The 14,646-nt window shown below is 39.0% G+C and carries 17 protein-coding genes; 6 read left to right on the plus strand and 11 right to left on the minus strand.

Annotated features, from left to right (window positions below):
- Window positions 1-2: 2 nt before the first annotated feature.
- The 4 genes from E4661_RS08975 to E4661_RS08990 all read right to left on the minus strand — a co-directional run bounded on the left by E4661_RS08975 (window position 3) and on the right by E4661_RS08990 (window position 4,604).
- Complete coding sequence (locus tag E4661_RS08975; RefSeq protein ID WP_136466498.1) at window positions 3-1,001, minus strand: vWA domain-containing protein; 999 nt, start codon at window positions 999-1,001, stop codon at window positions 3-5.
- A gap of 1 nt (window position 1,002) precedes the next feature.
- Window positions 1,003-2,667 (minus strand): BatD family protein, encoded by a 1,665-nt coding sequence (locus E4661_RS08980; RefSeq protein WP_136466499.1) that lies wholly within the window; start codon window positions 2,665-2,667, stop codon window positions 1,003-1,005.
- Entirely contained in the window at window positions 2,667-3,533 is an 867-nt protein-coding gene (locus tag E4661_RS08985) for a DUF58 domain-containing protein (RefSeq protein WP_136466500.1), read from the minus strand. Before E4661_RS08985 ends, E4661_RS08980 begins: the two co-directional genes overlap by 1 nt.
- 69 nt (window positions 3,534-3,602) lie before the next feature.
- Window positions 3,603-4,604: an AAA family ATPase gene (locus tag E4661_RS08990; RefSeq protein ID WP_136466501.1), complete on the minus strand. Its 1,002-nt coding sequence runs from the start codon at window positions 4,602-4,604 to the stop codon at window positions 3,603-3,605.
- Between the two features lie 220 nt (window positions 4,605-4,824).
- On the opposite strand from E4661_RS08990, the gene E4661_RS08995 reads away from it, so the two are divergent.
- Genes E4661_RS08995 through E4661_RS09005 form a run of 3 tightly spaced genes read left to right on the plus strand, consistent with a single transcriptional unit; the run spans window position 4,825 to window position 7,188 of the window.
- Complete coding sequence (locus E4661_RS08995; protein WP_136466502.1) at window positions 4,825-5,583, plus strand: SDR family NAD(P)-dependent oxidoreductase; 759 nt, start codon at window positions 4,825-4,827, stop codon at window positions 5,581-5,583.
- Window positions 5,584-5,621: 38 nt separating this feature from the next.
- Window positions 5,622-6,002 carry a four helix bundle protein gene (locus tag E4661_RS09000; RefSeq protein ID WP_136466503.1) on the plus strand — a complete coding sequence of 127 codons (381 nt, stop codon included), beginning with the start codon at window positions 5,622-5,624 and terminating at the stop codon, window positions 6,000-6,002.
- A gap of 49 nt (window positions 6,003-6,051) precedes the next feature.
- Window positions 6,052-7,188 (plus strand): ATP-binding protein, encoded by a 1,137-nt coding sequence (locus E4661_RS09005; RefSeq protein ID WP_136466504.1) that lies wholly within the window; start codon window positions 6,052-6,054, stop codon window positions 7,186-7,188.
- Between the two features lie 12 nt (window positions 7,189-7,200).
- On the opposite strand, the gene E4661_RS09010 is transcribed toward E4661_RS09005, so the two are convergent.
- Window positions 7,201-8,148 (minus strand): carbohydrate kinase family protein, encoded by a 948-nt coding sequence (locus tag E4661_RS09010; RefSeq protein WP_136466505.1) that lies wholly within the window; start codon window positions 8,146-8,148, stop codon window positions 7,201-7,203.
- Window positions 8,149-8,301: 153 nt separating this feature from the next.
- On the opposite strand from E4661_RS09010, the gene E4661_RS09015 reads away from it, so the two are divergent.
- Window positions 8,302-9,027, plus strand: coding sequence for a metallophosphoesterase (locus tag E4661_RS09015; RefSeq protein ID WP_136466506.1), 726 nt, complete (start codon window positions 8,302-8,304; stop codon window positions 9,025-9,027).
- On the opposite strand, the gene E4661_RS09020 is transcribed toward E4661_RS09015, so the two are convergent.
- The 6 genes from E4661_RS09020 to E4661_RS09045 all read right to left on the minus strand — a co-directional run bounded on the left by E4661_RS09020 (window position 9,024) and on the right by E4661_RS09045 (window position 13,836).
- Window positions 9,024-9,557, minus strand: coding sequence for a hypothetical protein (locus E4661_RS09020; protein WP_136466507.1), 534 nt, complete (start codon window positions 9,555-9,557; stop codon window positions 9,024-9,026). The genes E4661_RS09015 and E4661_RS09020 overlap by 4 nt on opposite strands.
- A 355-nt stretch (window positions 9,558-9,912) precedes the next feature.
- The gene (gene amaB / locus E4661_RS09025) at window positions 9,913-11,466 is read right to left on the minus strand and encodes an L-piperidine-6-carboxylate dehydrogenase (RefSeq protein WP_136466508.1); all 1,554 of its coding nucleotides are present in this window, start codon (window positions 11,464-11,466) and stop codon (window positions 9,913-9,915) included.
- A 72-nt stretch (window positions 11,467-11,538) separates the two neighbouring features.
- Window positions 11,539-11,910: a DUF1304 domain-containing protein gene (locus tag E4661_RS09030; protein WP_136466509.1), complete on the minus strand. Its 372-nt coding sequence runs from the start codon at window positions 11,908-11,910 to the stop codon at window positions 11,539-11,541.
- A gap of 2 nt (window positions 11,911-11,912) precedes the next feature.
- Window positions 11,913-12,452: a 3-hydroxyanthranilate 3,4-dioxygenase gene (locus E4661_RS09035; RefSeq protein ID WP_136466510.1), complete on the minus strand. Its 540-nt coding sequence runs from the start codon at window positions 12,450-12,452 to the stop codon at window positions 11,913-11,915.
- 109 nt (window positions 12,453-12,561) lie between these two features.
- Entirely contained in the window at window positions 12,562-13,080 is a 519-nt protein-coding gene (locus E4661_RS09040) for a CAP domain-containing protein (RefSeq protein ID WP_136466511.1), read from the minus strand.
- Between the two features lie 234 nt (window positions 13,081-13,314).
- The gene (locus E4661_RS09045; protein WP_136466512.1) at window positions 13,315-13,836 is read right to left on the minus strand and encodes a CvpA family protein; all 522 of its coding nucleotides are present in this window, start codon (window positions 13,834-13,836) and stop codon (window positions 13,315-13,317) included.
- Between the two features lie 61 nt (window positions 13,837-13,897).
- Here E4661_RS09045 and E4661_RS09050 point away from each other — a divergent pair, with 61 nt between their 5' ends.
- Both E4661_RS09050 and E4661_RS09055 read left to right on the plus strand, forming a co-directional pair.
- Window positions 13,898-14,254, plus strand: a complete 357-nt coding sequence (locus tag E4661_RS09050) for a hypothetical protein (RefSeq protein ID WP_136466513.1) — start codon at window positions 13,898-13,900, stop codon at window positions 14,252-14,254.
- Window positions 14,254-14,568, plus strand: coding sequence for an antibiotic biosynthesis monooxygenase family protein (locus tag E4661_RS09055; RefSeq protein WP_136466514.1), 315 nt, complete (start codon window positions 14,254-14,256; stop codon window positions 14,566-14,568). Before E4661_RS09050 ends, E4661_RS09055 begins: the two co-directional genes overlap by 1 nt.
- Window positions 14,569-14,646: the final 78 nt, after the last annotated feature.

Consider the following 14,646-nt stretch of genomic DNA (forward strand, 5'->3'; position numbering starts at 1 on the left):
TGCTAAATAAAACTTTTAAAAATAGAGTTGCGTAATCCCCATTCTAACAATAGCAAAACTCCGGCCAAGAATATAAGGGGTCTAAACTTTTCCTCGTATTTATAATATTTGAATTCTTCTATTTCGGTTTTTTCAAGTTTATTGATTTCATCATAGATTTCCTCCAATTTTTCATTATCGGTGGCCCTAAAGTATTCTCCCCCGGTTACTTTCGCAATCTCTTTAAGTAATTCTTCATCAATTTCCACCTGGCGCATACCGTATCGAAAAGAACCATCTCTGTTATAGGCAATTGGAGACAAGGCATTTCCATTGGTTCCCAATCCAATAGTATAGGTTTTTATGCCAAACTCAACAGCTAGGTCAGCTGCAGTTTTTGGTTCGATAAAACCGGAATTGTTTACACCATCTGTCAAAAGAATAATGACCTTGCTAATAGCTTTGCTCTCCTTTAACCTGTTTACAGAGGTGGCCAGACCCATACCTATTGCCGTTCCATCTTCAAGTTCCCCATATGACATCTCCCTAAGGGCATTCAAAACGATTGATTTATCACTGGTAATAGGGGTTTTAGTATAACTTTCCCCAGCATAGCCAACCAAGCCGATACGGTCATTAGGTCGCTGTTTGATGAAGTCACCTGCAACATCCTTAAGCGCCGAAAGTCTATTGGGCTTTAGGTCACGCGCGAGCATACTTGAGGAAACATCAATGGCCATTACAATATCAATTCCCTTAGTGGTCTTGGTTCTAGTAGAGATGTCCTCCGTTTGTGGTCGGGCTAAAGCTGTAATAATTGCTGCCAAAGCCAATAAGCGCAAAATAAATAGCAATGGCTTTAGCTTGGAAGCTAGGCTTTGAATGGTAAAACCTTTTATGCTTGATATTTTCAAGGAAGCAACTTCTTCTTTTCGTTTGAAAAAATACCATAGCAAAGCCAAAGGAAGCAGTAAGAGCAACCAAAAGAACTGTGGATTTGCGAATTCTATATTTTCAAACATTCTATACCTGTGTTTTTACGTCCAACGTACTTAAAATCTTTGCGACGATTTCCTCAGCATATTCATCGCCGTCCTCCCAAGTCATAACCACTTGCTGAACAAACCCCTTGCCTCCGAATAGAAGAATATTGTATTTCAGTCTTTTGGATTCATCGGATATTGGACTCTTAAAGTTTCCTGACCCGTAGATTTTAAGTCCAGCTACACCTGATTTTGTATTGAATTCTTCTTGCTTGGTAATAATATTTCTAATGCCTACTTGTTCAAAAATACCAAGAGCAGCGCCCACCGTACCCTCAAAATCGGGATCTCCTGGATTCTTGAAGGTTACAGAAGTACTGCTGATGGAAAAATGCTGAATGTAACTACCGTATGCAAAAGTTTGAATGTCCTGTATACTGTCCAAGATTTGTTGGGGCAAATTAGTCTCTTGTCTTAGAAGAACATCGGGGGTTTCTAAATCTACAGGAGGGAAACCATAGGAGCTTGTCACCCATTCTCCTTCTAACAGTTCTTTTGTAGGATGGCCAAAAACAGTGTCCTTAACTTCCTTAAAGCCATAATAGGCAACGGAGAATGCACCTAGTCCAAATATAAAACCTATAAATAGACCAACTGCCCAATAGATTTTTTTGCGTTGTTTTTTCTTGGCGAGTTCTTCAAGATATTCCTCGGTCAGCAATAACTCCTCCTCTGTTGGCTCTGGAAGTGCGTCATGGGTTTTCACCACAATTTGCTCAACCATTTTTCTATCTTGCTCAGCCGTGGAACTTAGGGGTTTGGATTTAGCGAATTTGACCAAATCTGCTGTTTCCAATATTTTCTGAAATTGAGTAATGGTCTCCTCTTGAAGGTTAAGCTCTCCAGCATCTTTGAGCATTTCGAGCTTTGCGATCAATTGTCCCGTCGTGCTTTCCAAGGCAGAAACGTGCACGTCTTCTTCTAGGTAAGACCTAACAATATCGGTAAGTTCTGAATAATATTTTTTGTATTCGTCTTGGATGAGGTATCTGGAGTTCTCTAATTTTTTCAGTTCCAACAACGCGCGATCATAGGGTGGGAGCAGGGCCTCTTTCTCTTCTTCTGTCAATGGTTTTTTTCTTAGGAAAAACCAATACACCAATCCTCCTATAATTGAAAGTACAATGAGAATGATAAGAATCCACTTCCAGATTTTTGCATAGCTTTTCTCTACCTGGATCAGTGGTTTTATATCGAACATTTTCTGCTTGGTGGTATCAACAACCACATCGGCTACTTTGACCTGGAAAGAATCGGTAAAGAAAGGTTGCTCGTTTATAGCAATACGTTGAGATGGAATCGTATAGGTACCACTATCAAATTGGGTAAGCGCATATACCTTTTGAAGGATGACCCTATTTTTGTTCTTAACGGTATCCTGCATTATGGCCTCAACGGTTTCCAAGGGTGAAAATGTTTGTCCTTCGGGGAAATGAACAATGTCCAAGGAATCTGCTTCAACCGTTATGGTATATTGAATCTGCTCACCAATTTTGATTGATGTGGTATCAATCTTGGAAGACACCTTCGCTTCATTTTGGGAAAATGATACAAAAGGAAGTATCAACAACAATACAGTACAAGCAAAAAGATGTTTCTCTTTGCTATTTCGCACTTCTAACTTCTTCCTTCCAACTTTTTCCATCACCCCCTTCGTTTAAAATAGCCTAATAACTTTTTTACATAGCTTTCATCTACCCTGCAATTGATTACTCCCGAACCAGATTTGGTAAACGATTCTTGAAAATACCCCACTTTTTCCTGATGAAACTTTCCATACGCATTGCGTACTTTTTTGGAGCGTGTATTTACCAGTTGCAGCAATCCAGTTTCCGCATCCAGCATTTGAACCATGCCCAAGTTTGGGATGGATTCCTCTCGCTCATCAAAAACCCTAATTCCGGTGACATCATGTTTATTGCCTACAATACGCAGCGTATTATCGTAGTCATCTGCTATAAAATCGGACAATACAAACACGATGGCTTTTTTCTTCATCACATTGGTCAAGAATTTTAGTGCTTCGGCAATGTTGGTCTCACTGCTTTTTGGAGAAAATTCCAAAAGCTCCCTAATAATCCGTAGCACATGGCTTTTCCCTTTTTTCGGAGGAATAAAAAGTTCGACCTCGTCCGAGAACAAAATCAATCCGACTTTATCATTGTTCTGCAAGGCAGAAAAAGCCAAAGTTGCCGAAATTTCGGTAATGACCTCCTTTTTAAACTGATTTGCGGTTCCGAAAAGCTCTGATCCACTCACATCGACCATGAGCATCATGGTAAGTTCGCGTTCCTCCTCGAATACTTTTACATAAGGTTCGTTATATCGCGCGGTAACATTCCAATCAATGTTTCGCACATCATCACCAAATTGATATTGTCTGACTTCACTAAAAGTCATACCCCTACCTTTAAAGGTAGAGTGATATTCCCCACCAAAAATATGGTCGGAAAGACGCCTTGTCTTTATCTCAATTTTACGAACCTTCTTAAGTAGCTCTTTTGTATCCATTTGGTCCAAGGAATATTATATTCTTGTTATAGTTTTTAGCTGGTTAGCCTTAACAAGAAATGTTGAACCCTAAGGTACTTCTACCTCGTTTACAATCTTATTGATAATTTCCTCTGAAGTAATATTCTCAGCTTCAGCTTCATAAGTTATTCCAATACGATGCCTTAGCACATCGTGAACTACAGCTCTTACATCTTCCGGAACAACATAGCCTCTTCTTTTTATAAAGGCATAGCATTTTGAGGCATTGGCCAAATTGATACTTCCCCGTGGAGATGCACCAAAGCTGATAAGGGGTTTAAGGTTTTCAAGATTGTATTTTTCTGGATATCGGGTAGCAAACACCAAATTCAAAATATATTTTTCAATTTTTTCATCCATGTACACATCTTGAACGGCTTCTTGACCACTCAAAATCTGCTTTAAGGTTACAACCGGTTTAATGGGTTCATTCGATTTTCCAAGATTTTGTCGAATAATGAGTTGTTCTTCATTCAATTTTGGATAGTCGATGACGGTTTTCAACATAAAACGGTCTACTTGGGCTTCCGGTAAAGGATAGGTTCCTTCTTGCTCTACTGGGTTTTGGGTAGCCATAACCAAGAAAGGAGCATCCAACCTAAAAGTTTCATCACCAATGGTAACCTGTTTTTCCTGCATTGCTTCTAGCAAGGCTGATTGTACTTTGGCCGGGGCTCTATTTATTTCATCCGCCAACACAAAGTTTGCGAAAATGGGCCCTTTTTTAATAGAAAAATCATTTTCCTTAATGTTGTAGATCAAGGTTCCTACAACATCAGCAGGCAAAAGATCTGGGGTAAATTGAATTCGGCTAAAATCACCTTTTACGGCTTTGGCCAAAGTGTTTATAGCTAATGTCTTTGCTAGCCCGGGAACACCCTCTAACAAGATGTGTCCTTTTCCCAAAAGACCAATCAAGAGGCGTTCTACCATATGTTTCTGGCCAACAATAGCCTTGTTCATTTCATGTGTAAGGAGGTCAATAAAAGCACTTTCTTTAGCAATTTTCTCATTCACAGCACTAATATCAATAGTAGTGTTTTCTTCCATAGAAACTTTAATTGTAACGCGTTAATGGTAGTGTTTTTCTAAGGAGTGCAAAATGAAAATTAATTTAAAATCCACCTGTTAATTAATGGTTAAAAAAAACGCTGAACCCCTAGTTTTATGAAGGATTTAAGGGTTTAATTTTATAATTTCAGCCTTCATACCACTTACAAAACAAACATGGAAGGATTCGGATAGGGTAATCTTTCATGGAAAAGAAACGATGAAAAACACAAAAACTGTATTTATTACCGGGGCAACTAGCGGTATAGGAAAATCCACGGCAGAGCTGTTGGCTGTGCATGGATTTAATCTGATTCTTTGTGGAAGAAGACAAAACAGACTGGTTGTTCTTAAGGAAAATTTAGCAAAGACCGCTAATGTGCATACCCTGAGTTTTGATGTGAGGGATAAAGAAGAGGTTCGTAAGGCGGTTGAAGGACTTCCCAGGGAGTTTTCGCAAATCGATGTTTTAATCAACAATGCTGGAAATGCGCATGGCTTGGATTTTATAGATCAAGGAAGTATTGACGATTGGGATGCCATGTTGGATATAAACGTAAAGGGTTTGTTATATGTGTCCAATGCCATATTGCCTCAAATGGTTGAACGAAAGGAGGGGCACATTATCAATATTGGCTCTACAGCTGGTAAAGAAGTTTACCCAAAGGGTAATGTCTATTGTGCAAGCAAGCATGCTGTTGACGCTATTAATCAAGGTATGCGAATTGACTTAAATGAACATGGAATTCGTGTAGGAGCCATAAACCCGGGATTAGTGGAAACTGAATTCAGTGATGTACGTTTTAAGGGAGATTCCAATAAAGCCGATAAAGTATATCAAGGATATCAACCACTTAAACCTGAAGATATTGCAGAAATCATCCACTTTGCCATTACCAGACCAAATCATGTAAATATTGCGGACCTAGTTGTAATGCCAACGGCCCAAGCTAGTAGTACCATTGTAAAAAAGGATTAGGGTTAGTGGTTTCGAGATAAAAGTTAATATACTAATAAATGGGTGGTTTTGAAAATTTGGAAGTATGGATTCTCTCGAGAGAGATTTGCAATGAGATATGGGGATTTATTGAGTCAACACCTTTAAATAAAGATTTCGGTCTTAAAAATCAAATGAATACTTCTTCAGGTTCCGTTATGGACAATATAGCCGAAGGGTATGAGCGAAATGGGAATAGAGAATTTATTCAATTTCTGAGTATTGCTAAAGCTTCTTGTGGAGAGCTACGGTCTCAGTTGTATAGATGTTCGGATAGAAAACATATTTCCCAAAAACAGTTTGATGAAATCTTGCCAAAAACTATCATCTTAAGTAAGAAAATAGGTGCTTTAATGTCATATTTGAAGAAATCCGAAAGAAAAGGTTCAAAATTTGAATGAAAATGCAAAGCACCCGTAACTCATTTCACTTAACTCGAATCTTCCTGCTATGATCAACAAACGTTTATTGGTCAAGAACCTTTTAGCGCATAATGACGAAAATAGCTTTTATGATAAAAAGCGCTTTATATCCATTGGGGAAAAAGAAGGAAAGGCTAAATTTTTAAAACATGTTTGTGCTTTGGCCAATAGCAACCCCAAGAATAACTCCTTTATAGTCATCGGTGTTGAGGATTCTGATAATGAAATTGTTGGAGTCGACTTTTTTGATGACAGTAAAATTCAAAACCTTGTTAATGCATATTTAGATAATCCCCCGATAATCTCTTATGAAAACATTCCTTTTCCTCATTTACCTGAAGGAAAAGTAGTGGGATTGGTTACAATTCGGTCCAACGGAAAGGTTTGTGCGCTTCGTAAGAATATTTGGAAGTACTACGGGGGTGCTGTCTTTTTTAGGGAAGGAAGCATTAGCTTGCCCAAAGCATTCGATATAGAGCTTCAGGATATCAATTCGGAAGCCGTTGCTACCATAGAGCAACATGCTCGCAATAATATTGAACTTACCTTGGATGCCGTAATCAATTTTATCAATACCCGTCATGCAGATTTGACGAGTGACTATAAAGTATTTAAAGAGCAATTTGTGGTCTGTTGGGCAGGAAATAAAAAGGTAGTAAACAACAAAACATATTATTCCAGAGTCGATATTGAACTGATCAATGAGCAAGTAAAGTTGTTTTATTCCGCGTTGGATGAAATTACCATTACGTATGGTGAAGATTCTTTCAATACAGTCGAATTTGTTCAACTTGGATTGGGCTCTGAGCAAAAGTATTATCCCTTGGAAAAAATGGTGATCACTTTTTCAGAGAATGGAAGCTATTCCATTAATAGTGAGCTGATTTTTGAACCACCAGAATATGACAAGAAAACCTTGCATCATGTACTGAATTCCAATAACTCCCTGCTTCAGAAATTGGAAAAACAAGTAACCTTGAATAAATCTGAATTAGAAGACTTGACCCATCTTCCCGCTACCTATCTCATTTGTTATTTAAATGGTTTTGATGAGGCAAGGGAACAAATGGAACGCGCAAGGCCATTACTCAAATCCGAAGACAAAAATGTTTACAGATCTTTGAAAGAGTCGCTAAGAATTCTTCGAAAGGTAAGATACAATTAAGGGCGATTGTACTTATTGGATTTCTAGATCAGATTTTGAAGGAAGTGCTACAATAGCTCCATAATTAGTTGTTGTGATTGCACCCGCCTTGTTGGCGACACCTACCATTTTTGACAGCAACTCAAAATCGTCCAAAATTTGATTAAAATTGTCCAAATTGGCTATTTGATATAAAAGACAACCAATGAACGCATCTCCCGCCCCTGTGGTATCAACTGGTTTAACTGAAATACTGGGCACTAATGATCTAGTGGTTCCCATGCTCAACAGAGTGCCTTCCTTGCCAAGGGTCACAGTAATTATTCTTGCTCCAACATTATGCAGAAAATCACAAGCTTCGTGAACGTCATTTTTTCCAGATAATATCTGAGCCTCTTCCAAACTAAATTTACATAAGTGCGATTTTTCAATGAAGGGCATGCATTTTTTAACAAACTGCTGTTCGTTTTCTTTCCAAAGGTCTTGCCTAAAATTGGGGTCAAAACTGATGAACATTTCTTTTGTTAGTCCATCGAACAAGTATTTCCCATAGGATTTTTCCAAATCCCCTCCCAAAAGTGCTGTCGCAGCTCCTAAATGCAATAGATTTCCTTTAAAACTCTTGCGAAGTGTTGGGTCGTAAGCCAATTCTTTATCTGCTCCTCGACTAAAAACAAAATCCCGTTCACCATCTTCTGCCAAAGAAACAAAAGCCAATGTGGTAAAAGTATCAGAGGTTTGTGCCATAGAAACGTCGACACGCTCGTTTTTGAGTACATCGAGCAAGAAGTTTCCAAAAGAGTCCTTTCCGACACTTCCAACAAAGAGGCTTTTTCCGCCAAGTTTGGCTATCGCACAAGCTACATTTGCCGGAGCTCCTCCAGCTTTTTTCGTAAAAACTGTTGCTTTCGATAAATCACTTCCTTGTTTTTCAGCTACAAAATCTATCAATAACTCTCCTACGCAGAATACTTTTTTCATTTTCTTTCTTGGAATGGCACAATGTACACAGAAATTTATACCATCACCAAACCGAAACGCATTTAATGGATTTCAAAGCCGAAGCATTTTAAACTTTACATTAATTTATAGTGCTTCATATCTTTTGTGCGTATCATTGCCAAAAATTTGAGCATGCGAACATTGGTTGTGGGAGATATACACTCAGGATTGAGGGCATTGGAGCAGCTCATGGAAAGAGCAAATGTTAACTCAACCGACCATCTTATTTTTTTGGGAGATTATGTAGATAGTTGGAGTACCGCCGTGGAGACTGTTGACTTTTTGATCAATTTGAAAAAAACCCATAACTGTACTTTTATAAGAGGTAATCATGATGAGTTGTGCAGGAACTGGTTGTTGACAAAGGAAGAGAACCCACAATGGCTTGCCCATGGTGGTACGGCAACACGAGATTCCTATATCAATGTCAAAAGAGAAAATTGGAATGACCATCTTGATTTTTATGCGGGATTGGAGAATTATTTTTTGGACAGCGACAACAGGCTTTACCTTCATGCCGGCTACACCAACTTAAAAGGTGTTGATTTTGAATATTTTGACCAGTTGTTTTATTGGGACCGTACCCTTTGGGAATTAGCAAGGGCCTTAGACCCTCAATTGAAACCAGCAGACCCAAATTTTCCTCTTCGGTTAACACATTACAAAGAAATCTTTATTGGGCACACCCCGATTTCAAAAACAACAACAGCCGTTCCCCAAAAAGGAGCAAACGTTTGGAATGTCGATACTGGTGCTGCGTTCAAAGGGCAGTTGACGATGATGGATGTTGAAACAAAAGAATTTTGGCAAAGTGACCCTGTTCACACATTTTATCCAGGAGAAAGGGGTAGAAATTAAAACTTTCCAGATTTGTGTTTTAGTTGCCATTTAGCGAGTTCTTCCCATTGTCCCATGTAGGCCATTTTGGCTTGCATTGGCCAAGAAGCTGGGTCATGAATGCGATATCTTTTGCCTGCTGAAGTCAATACTTCTTGACATTTTATGGTTGAAGTTTCTGAAAGGGCTTTCCAAGTCTTGATGCCGTGATCATGGAACAATCCCTGAATCTTTGGGCCTATTCCTTCCACCAAAGTAAGGTCATTCTCTTTTATTCTTTTTCCGAAAGCGGCTTTTGCGGCTGCAGCACTGAACCCATTATCTGCTAATGCCGGGGCTGCTTCCGTTTTCGACGGAACATCCACAGTGAATTTCTCTTTTTGAAGAGCTACCAATTGATTTTTGAGTGATTCGTTCTCATTTTGAAGAAGCTCCATTTCTTTGGGACTTGTACGTTTTGCCTTGCCCCAATAGGAGCCAATAATGCCCCCAAACAATCCTACTACGATTACAAGGGCCCAATACCAAATGTTTAAGTGATCAAAATCCATTGGCGAGTTGTTTTAGCTGAGTAGCTACAAAGTATTAAAAAAACACTAAAAAAATGATTTTAACCGTAAGAATATGAGCTGCTTAGGGTAAAATGTTTTTTAGCCCTGGAAAGAAGATGAACTAGTAATGAATAAAAAGGAGCCAGTTATACAATTTTTCTTACCAGTGATACCATTCCCCGTTTAGAATAAATGAATAATACAGAAATTTGGGATATATATTAGGTAAGGAACCCTATTTCTCCCAACAAAGTTCTGGCATTGAAGTAGGGTTTAATTTTAACATTTGAGTTAGTTAAGTTGGTTTATAAAACCGCCTATTTCATCTTGGTCGTAAAATAGGCGGCTTTTCTTTTTATAGGTCAAACTTTATTCCTTGTGCCAAAGGAAGTTCAGTTGTATAGTTTATTGTGTTGGTCTGCCTCCGCATATAAACTTTCCAAGCATCAGAGCCACTTTCACGTCCACCTCCGGTTTCTTTTTCGCCACCAAAGGCTCCGCCAATTTCTGCTCCTGAAGTCCCAATATTTACGTTGGCAATACCACAATCGCTACCAGAAGCTGATAAAAAGCGTTCGGCTTCTCTAAGGTTGTTGGTCATTATGGCAGAGGACAAGCCTTGAACCACCCCATTTTGTTGGGCAATGGCACTTTCCACATCGCCGGAATACTTCAATAAATATAAAATGGGAGCAAAAGTCTCCTCTTGGACAATTTTGAAAGAGTTTTCTGCTTCAACAATGGCTGGCTTTACATAGCATCCACTTTCATAACCCTCGCCAGTTAGCACGCCACCTTCAACCAAAATGTTTCCGCCTTCTTTTTTGGCCTCTTCAAGTGCATTGGCGTACATATTTGCGGCATCCGTATCGATTAGTGGTCCAACATGGTTGTTTTCATCAAGTGGGTTGCCAATACGCAGTTGTTTGTAGGCGTCCGTAATAGCATCCTTTACTTGGTCATATATTGATTCATGAATTATTAGCCTACGGGTAGATGTACAGCGTTGCCCGGCCGTACCTACAGCTCCGAAGACAGCACCGATTACTGTCATTTTAATATCTGCGTCCGGAGTTACTATAATGGCATTGTTGCCTCCAAGTTCCAAAAGTGATTTTCCCAATCTGGCAGCTACCGCTTGTGCCACAATTTTTCCCATACGGATGGAGCCTGTAGCAGAGACCAGAGGAATTCTTTTATCGTTGGTCAAATACTCGCCAACTCTGTAATCTCCATTGATAAGACAAGAAATCCCTTCAGGTAGATTGTTGTTCTTTAAGATTTCCGCTATTATGTTTTGACAGGCCACTCCACACATTGGAGTTTTTTCCGAAGGTTTCCAAACACAAACATCTCCACATATCCACGCCAAAGCGGTATTCCAGGCCCATACAGCGACCGGAAAGTTGAATGCGGATATGATCCCGACTATACCAAGAGGATGATATTGCTCATACATTCTATGCCCCGGTCTTTCGGAGTGCATGGTCAAACCGTGTAGCTGTCTGGAAAGGCCAACTGCAAAATCACAGATGTCTATCATTTCCTGAACTTCGCCCAATCCTTCTTGATATGATTTTCCCATTTCATAGGAAACCAATTTTCCAAGAGGTTCTTTAAGTTCACGTAGTCTTTCGCCGAATTGTCGAACAATTTCTCCCCTTTGCGGAGCTGGCATCAAACGCCATTCCGAGAAGGCCGAAGATGCTGAATCCATCACTTTTTCGTAATCCGCTTCGGTAGTAGTGCTGACTTTTCCGATAAGAGCACCATCCACAGGAGAAAACGATTCGATAGTTTCCCCAGAACCAAAGTTTTCCGAACCGGTTGAGGTACCGTGGTTTATCTCCGTTAGCCCAAGTTGTTTTAGGGCTTCTGCCATTCCAAAGGCTTTTGCAACTTTTGACATTTATAACTTTTTAAGTATGAATTGTTATATTTTTCAAAAATACTAATAAAGAAAGAGAGTGTAACTACTTTTTTACAGCAAATGATTGAGCATTAAAAGCAAAATTCCAATAAGGGCAGGAAGCGCTTGTACCACAAATATTTTTTTGGAAGCAGTAAGGGCGCCATAAATTCCGGCCACGGTAACACATCCCAAAAAAAACAGGGCAGTATAGAACTGCCATTCCTGATTTTGAATAAGTAAGGACCATACTAATCCTGCCGCCAAAAACCCATTGTACAAACCTTGATTAGCAGCCAGCGCTTTTGTCGGCTCAAACAAGTGTTCGGGAAAAGAGCGAAATACTTTCTTTGCCTTGGTGGTCCAGGCAAACATCTCTAACCATAAAAAATACAGATGTAAAATTGCAACAAGCAGTATAAAAATTTTTGCAGCTATAAGCATAATCAATCTTTTGCTATAAAACGTTCGTCAACAGGCATTACTGTGCCACAATTATCACAGGTACGCAATTCTTCGGAACCATAAAAATGTTCAAAATGTCCCAGAAAATCTTTCTCGATATCATGAAGAGTAAAATAGGCTTCGTATAATTTATGATTGCAGTTGTCACAGAACCAGAGTAGACCATCATCAACGTTCATGTCAGCCCTTTTCCGCTCAACAACCAAACCAATGGACCCTTTATGGCGAACTGGGGAATGAGGGACTTTAGCAGGATGCAAATACATATCACCGGGCCCCAGCTGCATAGTTTTCTTTTGACCATCTTCCTGAATATGCACCTCTATATTCCCTTCCAGTTGATAAAACAACTCTTCAGTTTCATTATAATGGTAATCCTTTCGGGCATTAGGCCCGGCTACGATCATAACAATATAATCCCCCGCATCTTTATACAGGTTTCTGTTGCCCACAGGAGGTTTTAGGGTATCACGGTTTTCCTCAATCCATTTATTGAGATTAAAAGGTGGGTGTATCGCCATTCTACTATGATTTTGTGAAAGGTATAAAAAACCTTCAATGCAGCATAGGCTTTAACAAAAAAGGCCTGCAATTTGCAGGCCTTCTTTCACTAATATTAAAACTAAGATATTAATCGTTCGATTCCACCTTCATGAATATCTGGGTGAAATACGGCCGTCCCTCCTTATCCAATTGTACGCTCAGTGCTGTATGTGTAAATGGTTTTTCAAGGGTTTTTTTATGCGATTCGCTATTGAGCCATCCATCTACAACCAATTCTGCTGATGTATAATATCGAGCAACATTTTCACCGACTTCAACTGCGTCGATTTCTGAAGCAATGTTGGAAGCTCTGGTATCAAAATTATCATGACTTAATTTGTTTTTAGAAATCATGTAAGCGTTGTGATCTTTTGCATATTTATAGGAGGAAGAACTTGAAATCAATGCTTTTGCACCAATGAAGGTGCGGTGTTTATTGACTTTTTCAAGGACTTCATGCTCCATTTCCGAAGCATCAATAACAATTTTTTGATTTCCATAAGACCCGGTAAGGTCTATTTCTTCTTCTACAGTGGGGGATTCACTGCACATGCTTAGCACTATGACGGAGGCCACAGCTAAAAAAGCGTAACATATTTTTTTCATTTTCGGGGTGTTGATTGGGACTTGTTCTCTAATCCCACTTGTTCTCAAAGGCTAATCTATAAGGTGCTTGTCCATAAGCCATAGATTATCCATAGGATGATGAATTTAACCGATGAGAAGTAAAAATATTATTGTAGGCCTACAAGTGTTTGGAATACAGGTTCATTCATCGAAGAAAATGCACATTTTATACAAGGAAGAAAAGGAATATTGAATACAACAAGGTCTCCGAACTCAGATTTCAATATTATGGTCAGGCCTTATAGTTTTCTTTTCTTTCTTTAGGACCATTGAAAAAACAAAAGCGCCTATTTCCTTTACCGGTTCATAAAAGATGGATTCTTTCTTGGTTTCTTCATTTATAAAATTGAAGGAGGACGTAAGACGTTCAAAAAAAACAAGTAATGCCCCGATAATGATGGCTACCTTTAAAACACCGAAGACTCCCCCTGCAAGCTTGTTTAAAAACCCTAACATGGCAAAATCAGCTATTTTAGTCAGGAATTTTCCAGCAAAATGCACAGTTAAAACAATGGCAAAAAAGGTAATGAGAAAAGCGGTGATGTTCACATAAGATGCGCTCCAGTCCATTCGCTCTGTAATATAATCCCCAGCAATGTAAGAAAAGTGAATAGCGCCATATATCCCTGCGATCAGTGCTATCAGCGAGGCAATTTCAACAAAAAGCCCATTTTTGAGTCCTTTGAATAACCCCCAAACCAAAAGAATACCGATAACAATATCCAAAAAGCTCATAATGCTGTTTTTGACAAATATAGGATATTGATTTGTACCTTTGAGATACCTAAACGCGCATATGTCCAGGGACGAAAAACTCAAAGAACGATGGCAATTTTTGGTCGAAAAACTATCAACACAATTTTCTGATGGAGACCCTTTGGATTTGGACGGAATCATTTATTTGGTGGGTGTTCAGGAACTGGGAAAATTACATGTGAATTTTAAAAAGGATGAAAAGGTCAATTTAATGCATATAGCTATTTGCAGGTTATTGGAACCCTATGGGTATTATGATTTTGACTTTTTTGATGAAGATGGATGGCCCCACTACAAAATAAAAGAACAGCTTCCACCTTTAAAGGCTGGTGAACAGGCGGTTTTGATGAAAGAAGCTTTGGTCAATTACTTTATGGAAAAGGAATATATAGATTAATGGAACTACAAAAGCCTTATTACGCGGTTATTTTCACCAATACTCGGACCAAAGGAAATAATGGATACAACCAAATGGCCATTGACATGGAGGAACTGGCCCGGAAGCAGCCAGGGTTTATCGATTTTGAAAGCGCAAGAGATGATATCGGAATTTCCATTAGCTATTGGGAAAGTTTGGAAGCCATTGCCAATTGGAAGGCCAATATAGACCACAAAGTAGCACAACAGAATGGAATCAAAAAATGGTATTCTTGGTATAAGGTTAGGGTTTGTCGAGTAGAACGGGAATATGAGTTCACCAAGCGAAATTAATGGAAACTTAATTTAAGACCCTTCCCCAAGCAAGTACTTTTGTTTATCTTTTCATTTTGCTGTTTTTCAAATCAATGT

The organism is Flagellimonas onchidii, assembly GCF_004804315.1.
Classification (GTDB): domain Bacteria; phylum Bacteroidota; class Bacteroidia; order Flavobacteriales; family Flavobacteriaceae; genus Flagellimonas; species Flagellimonas onchidii.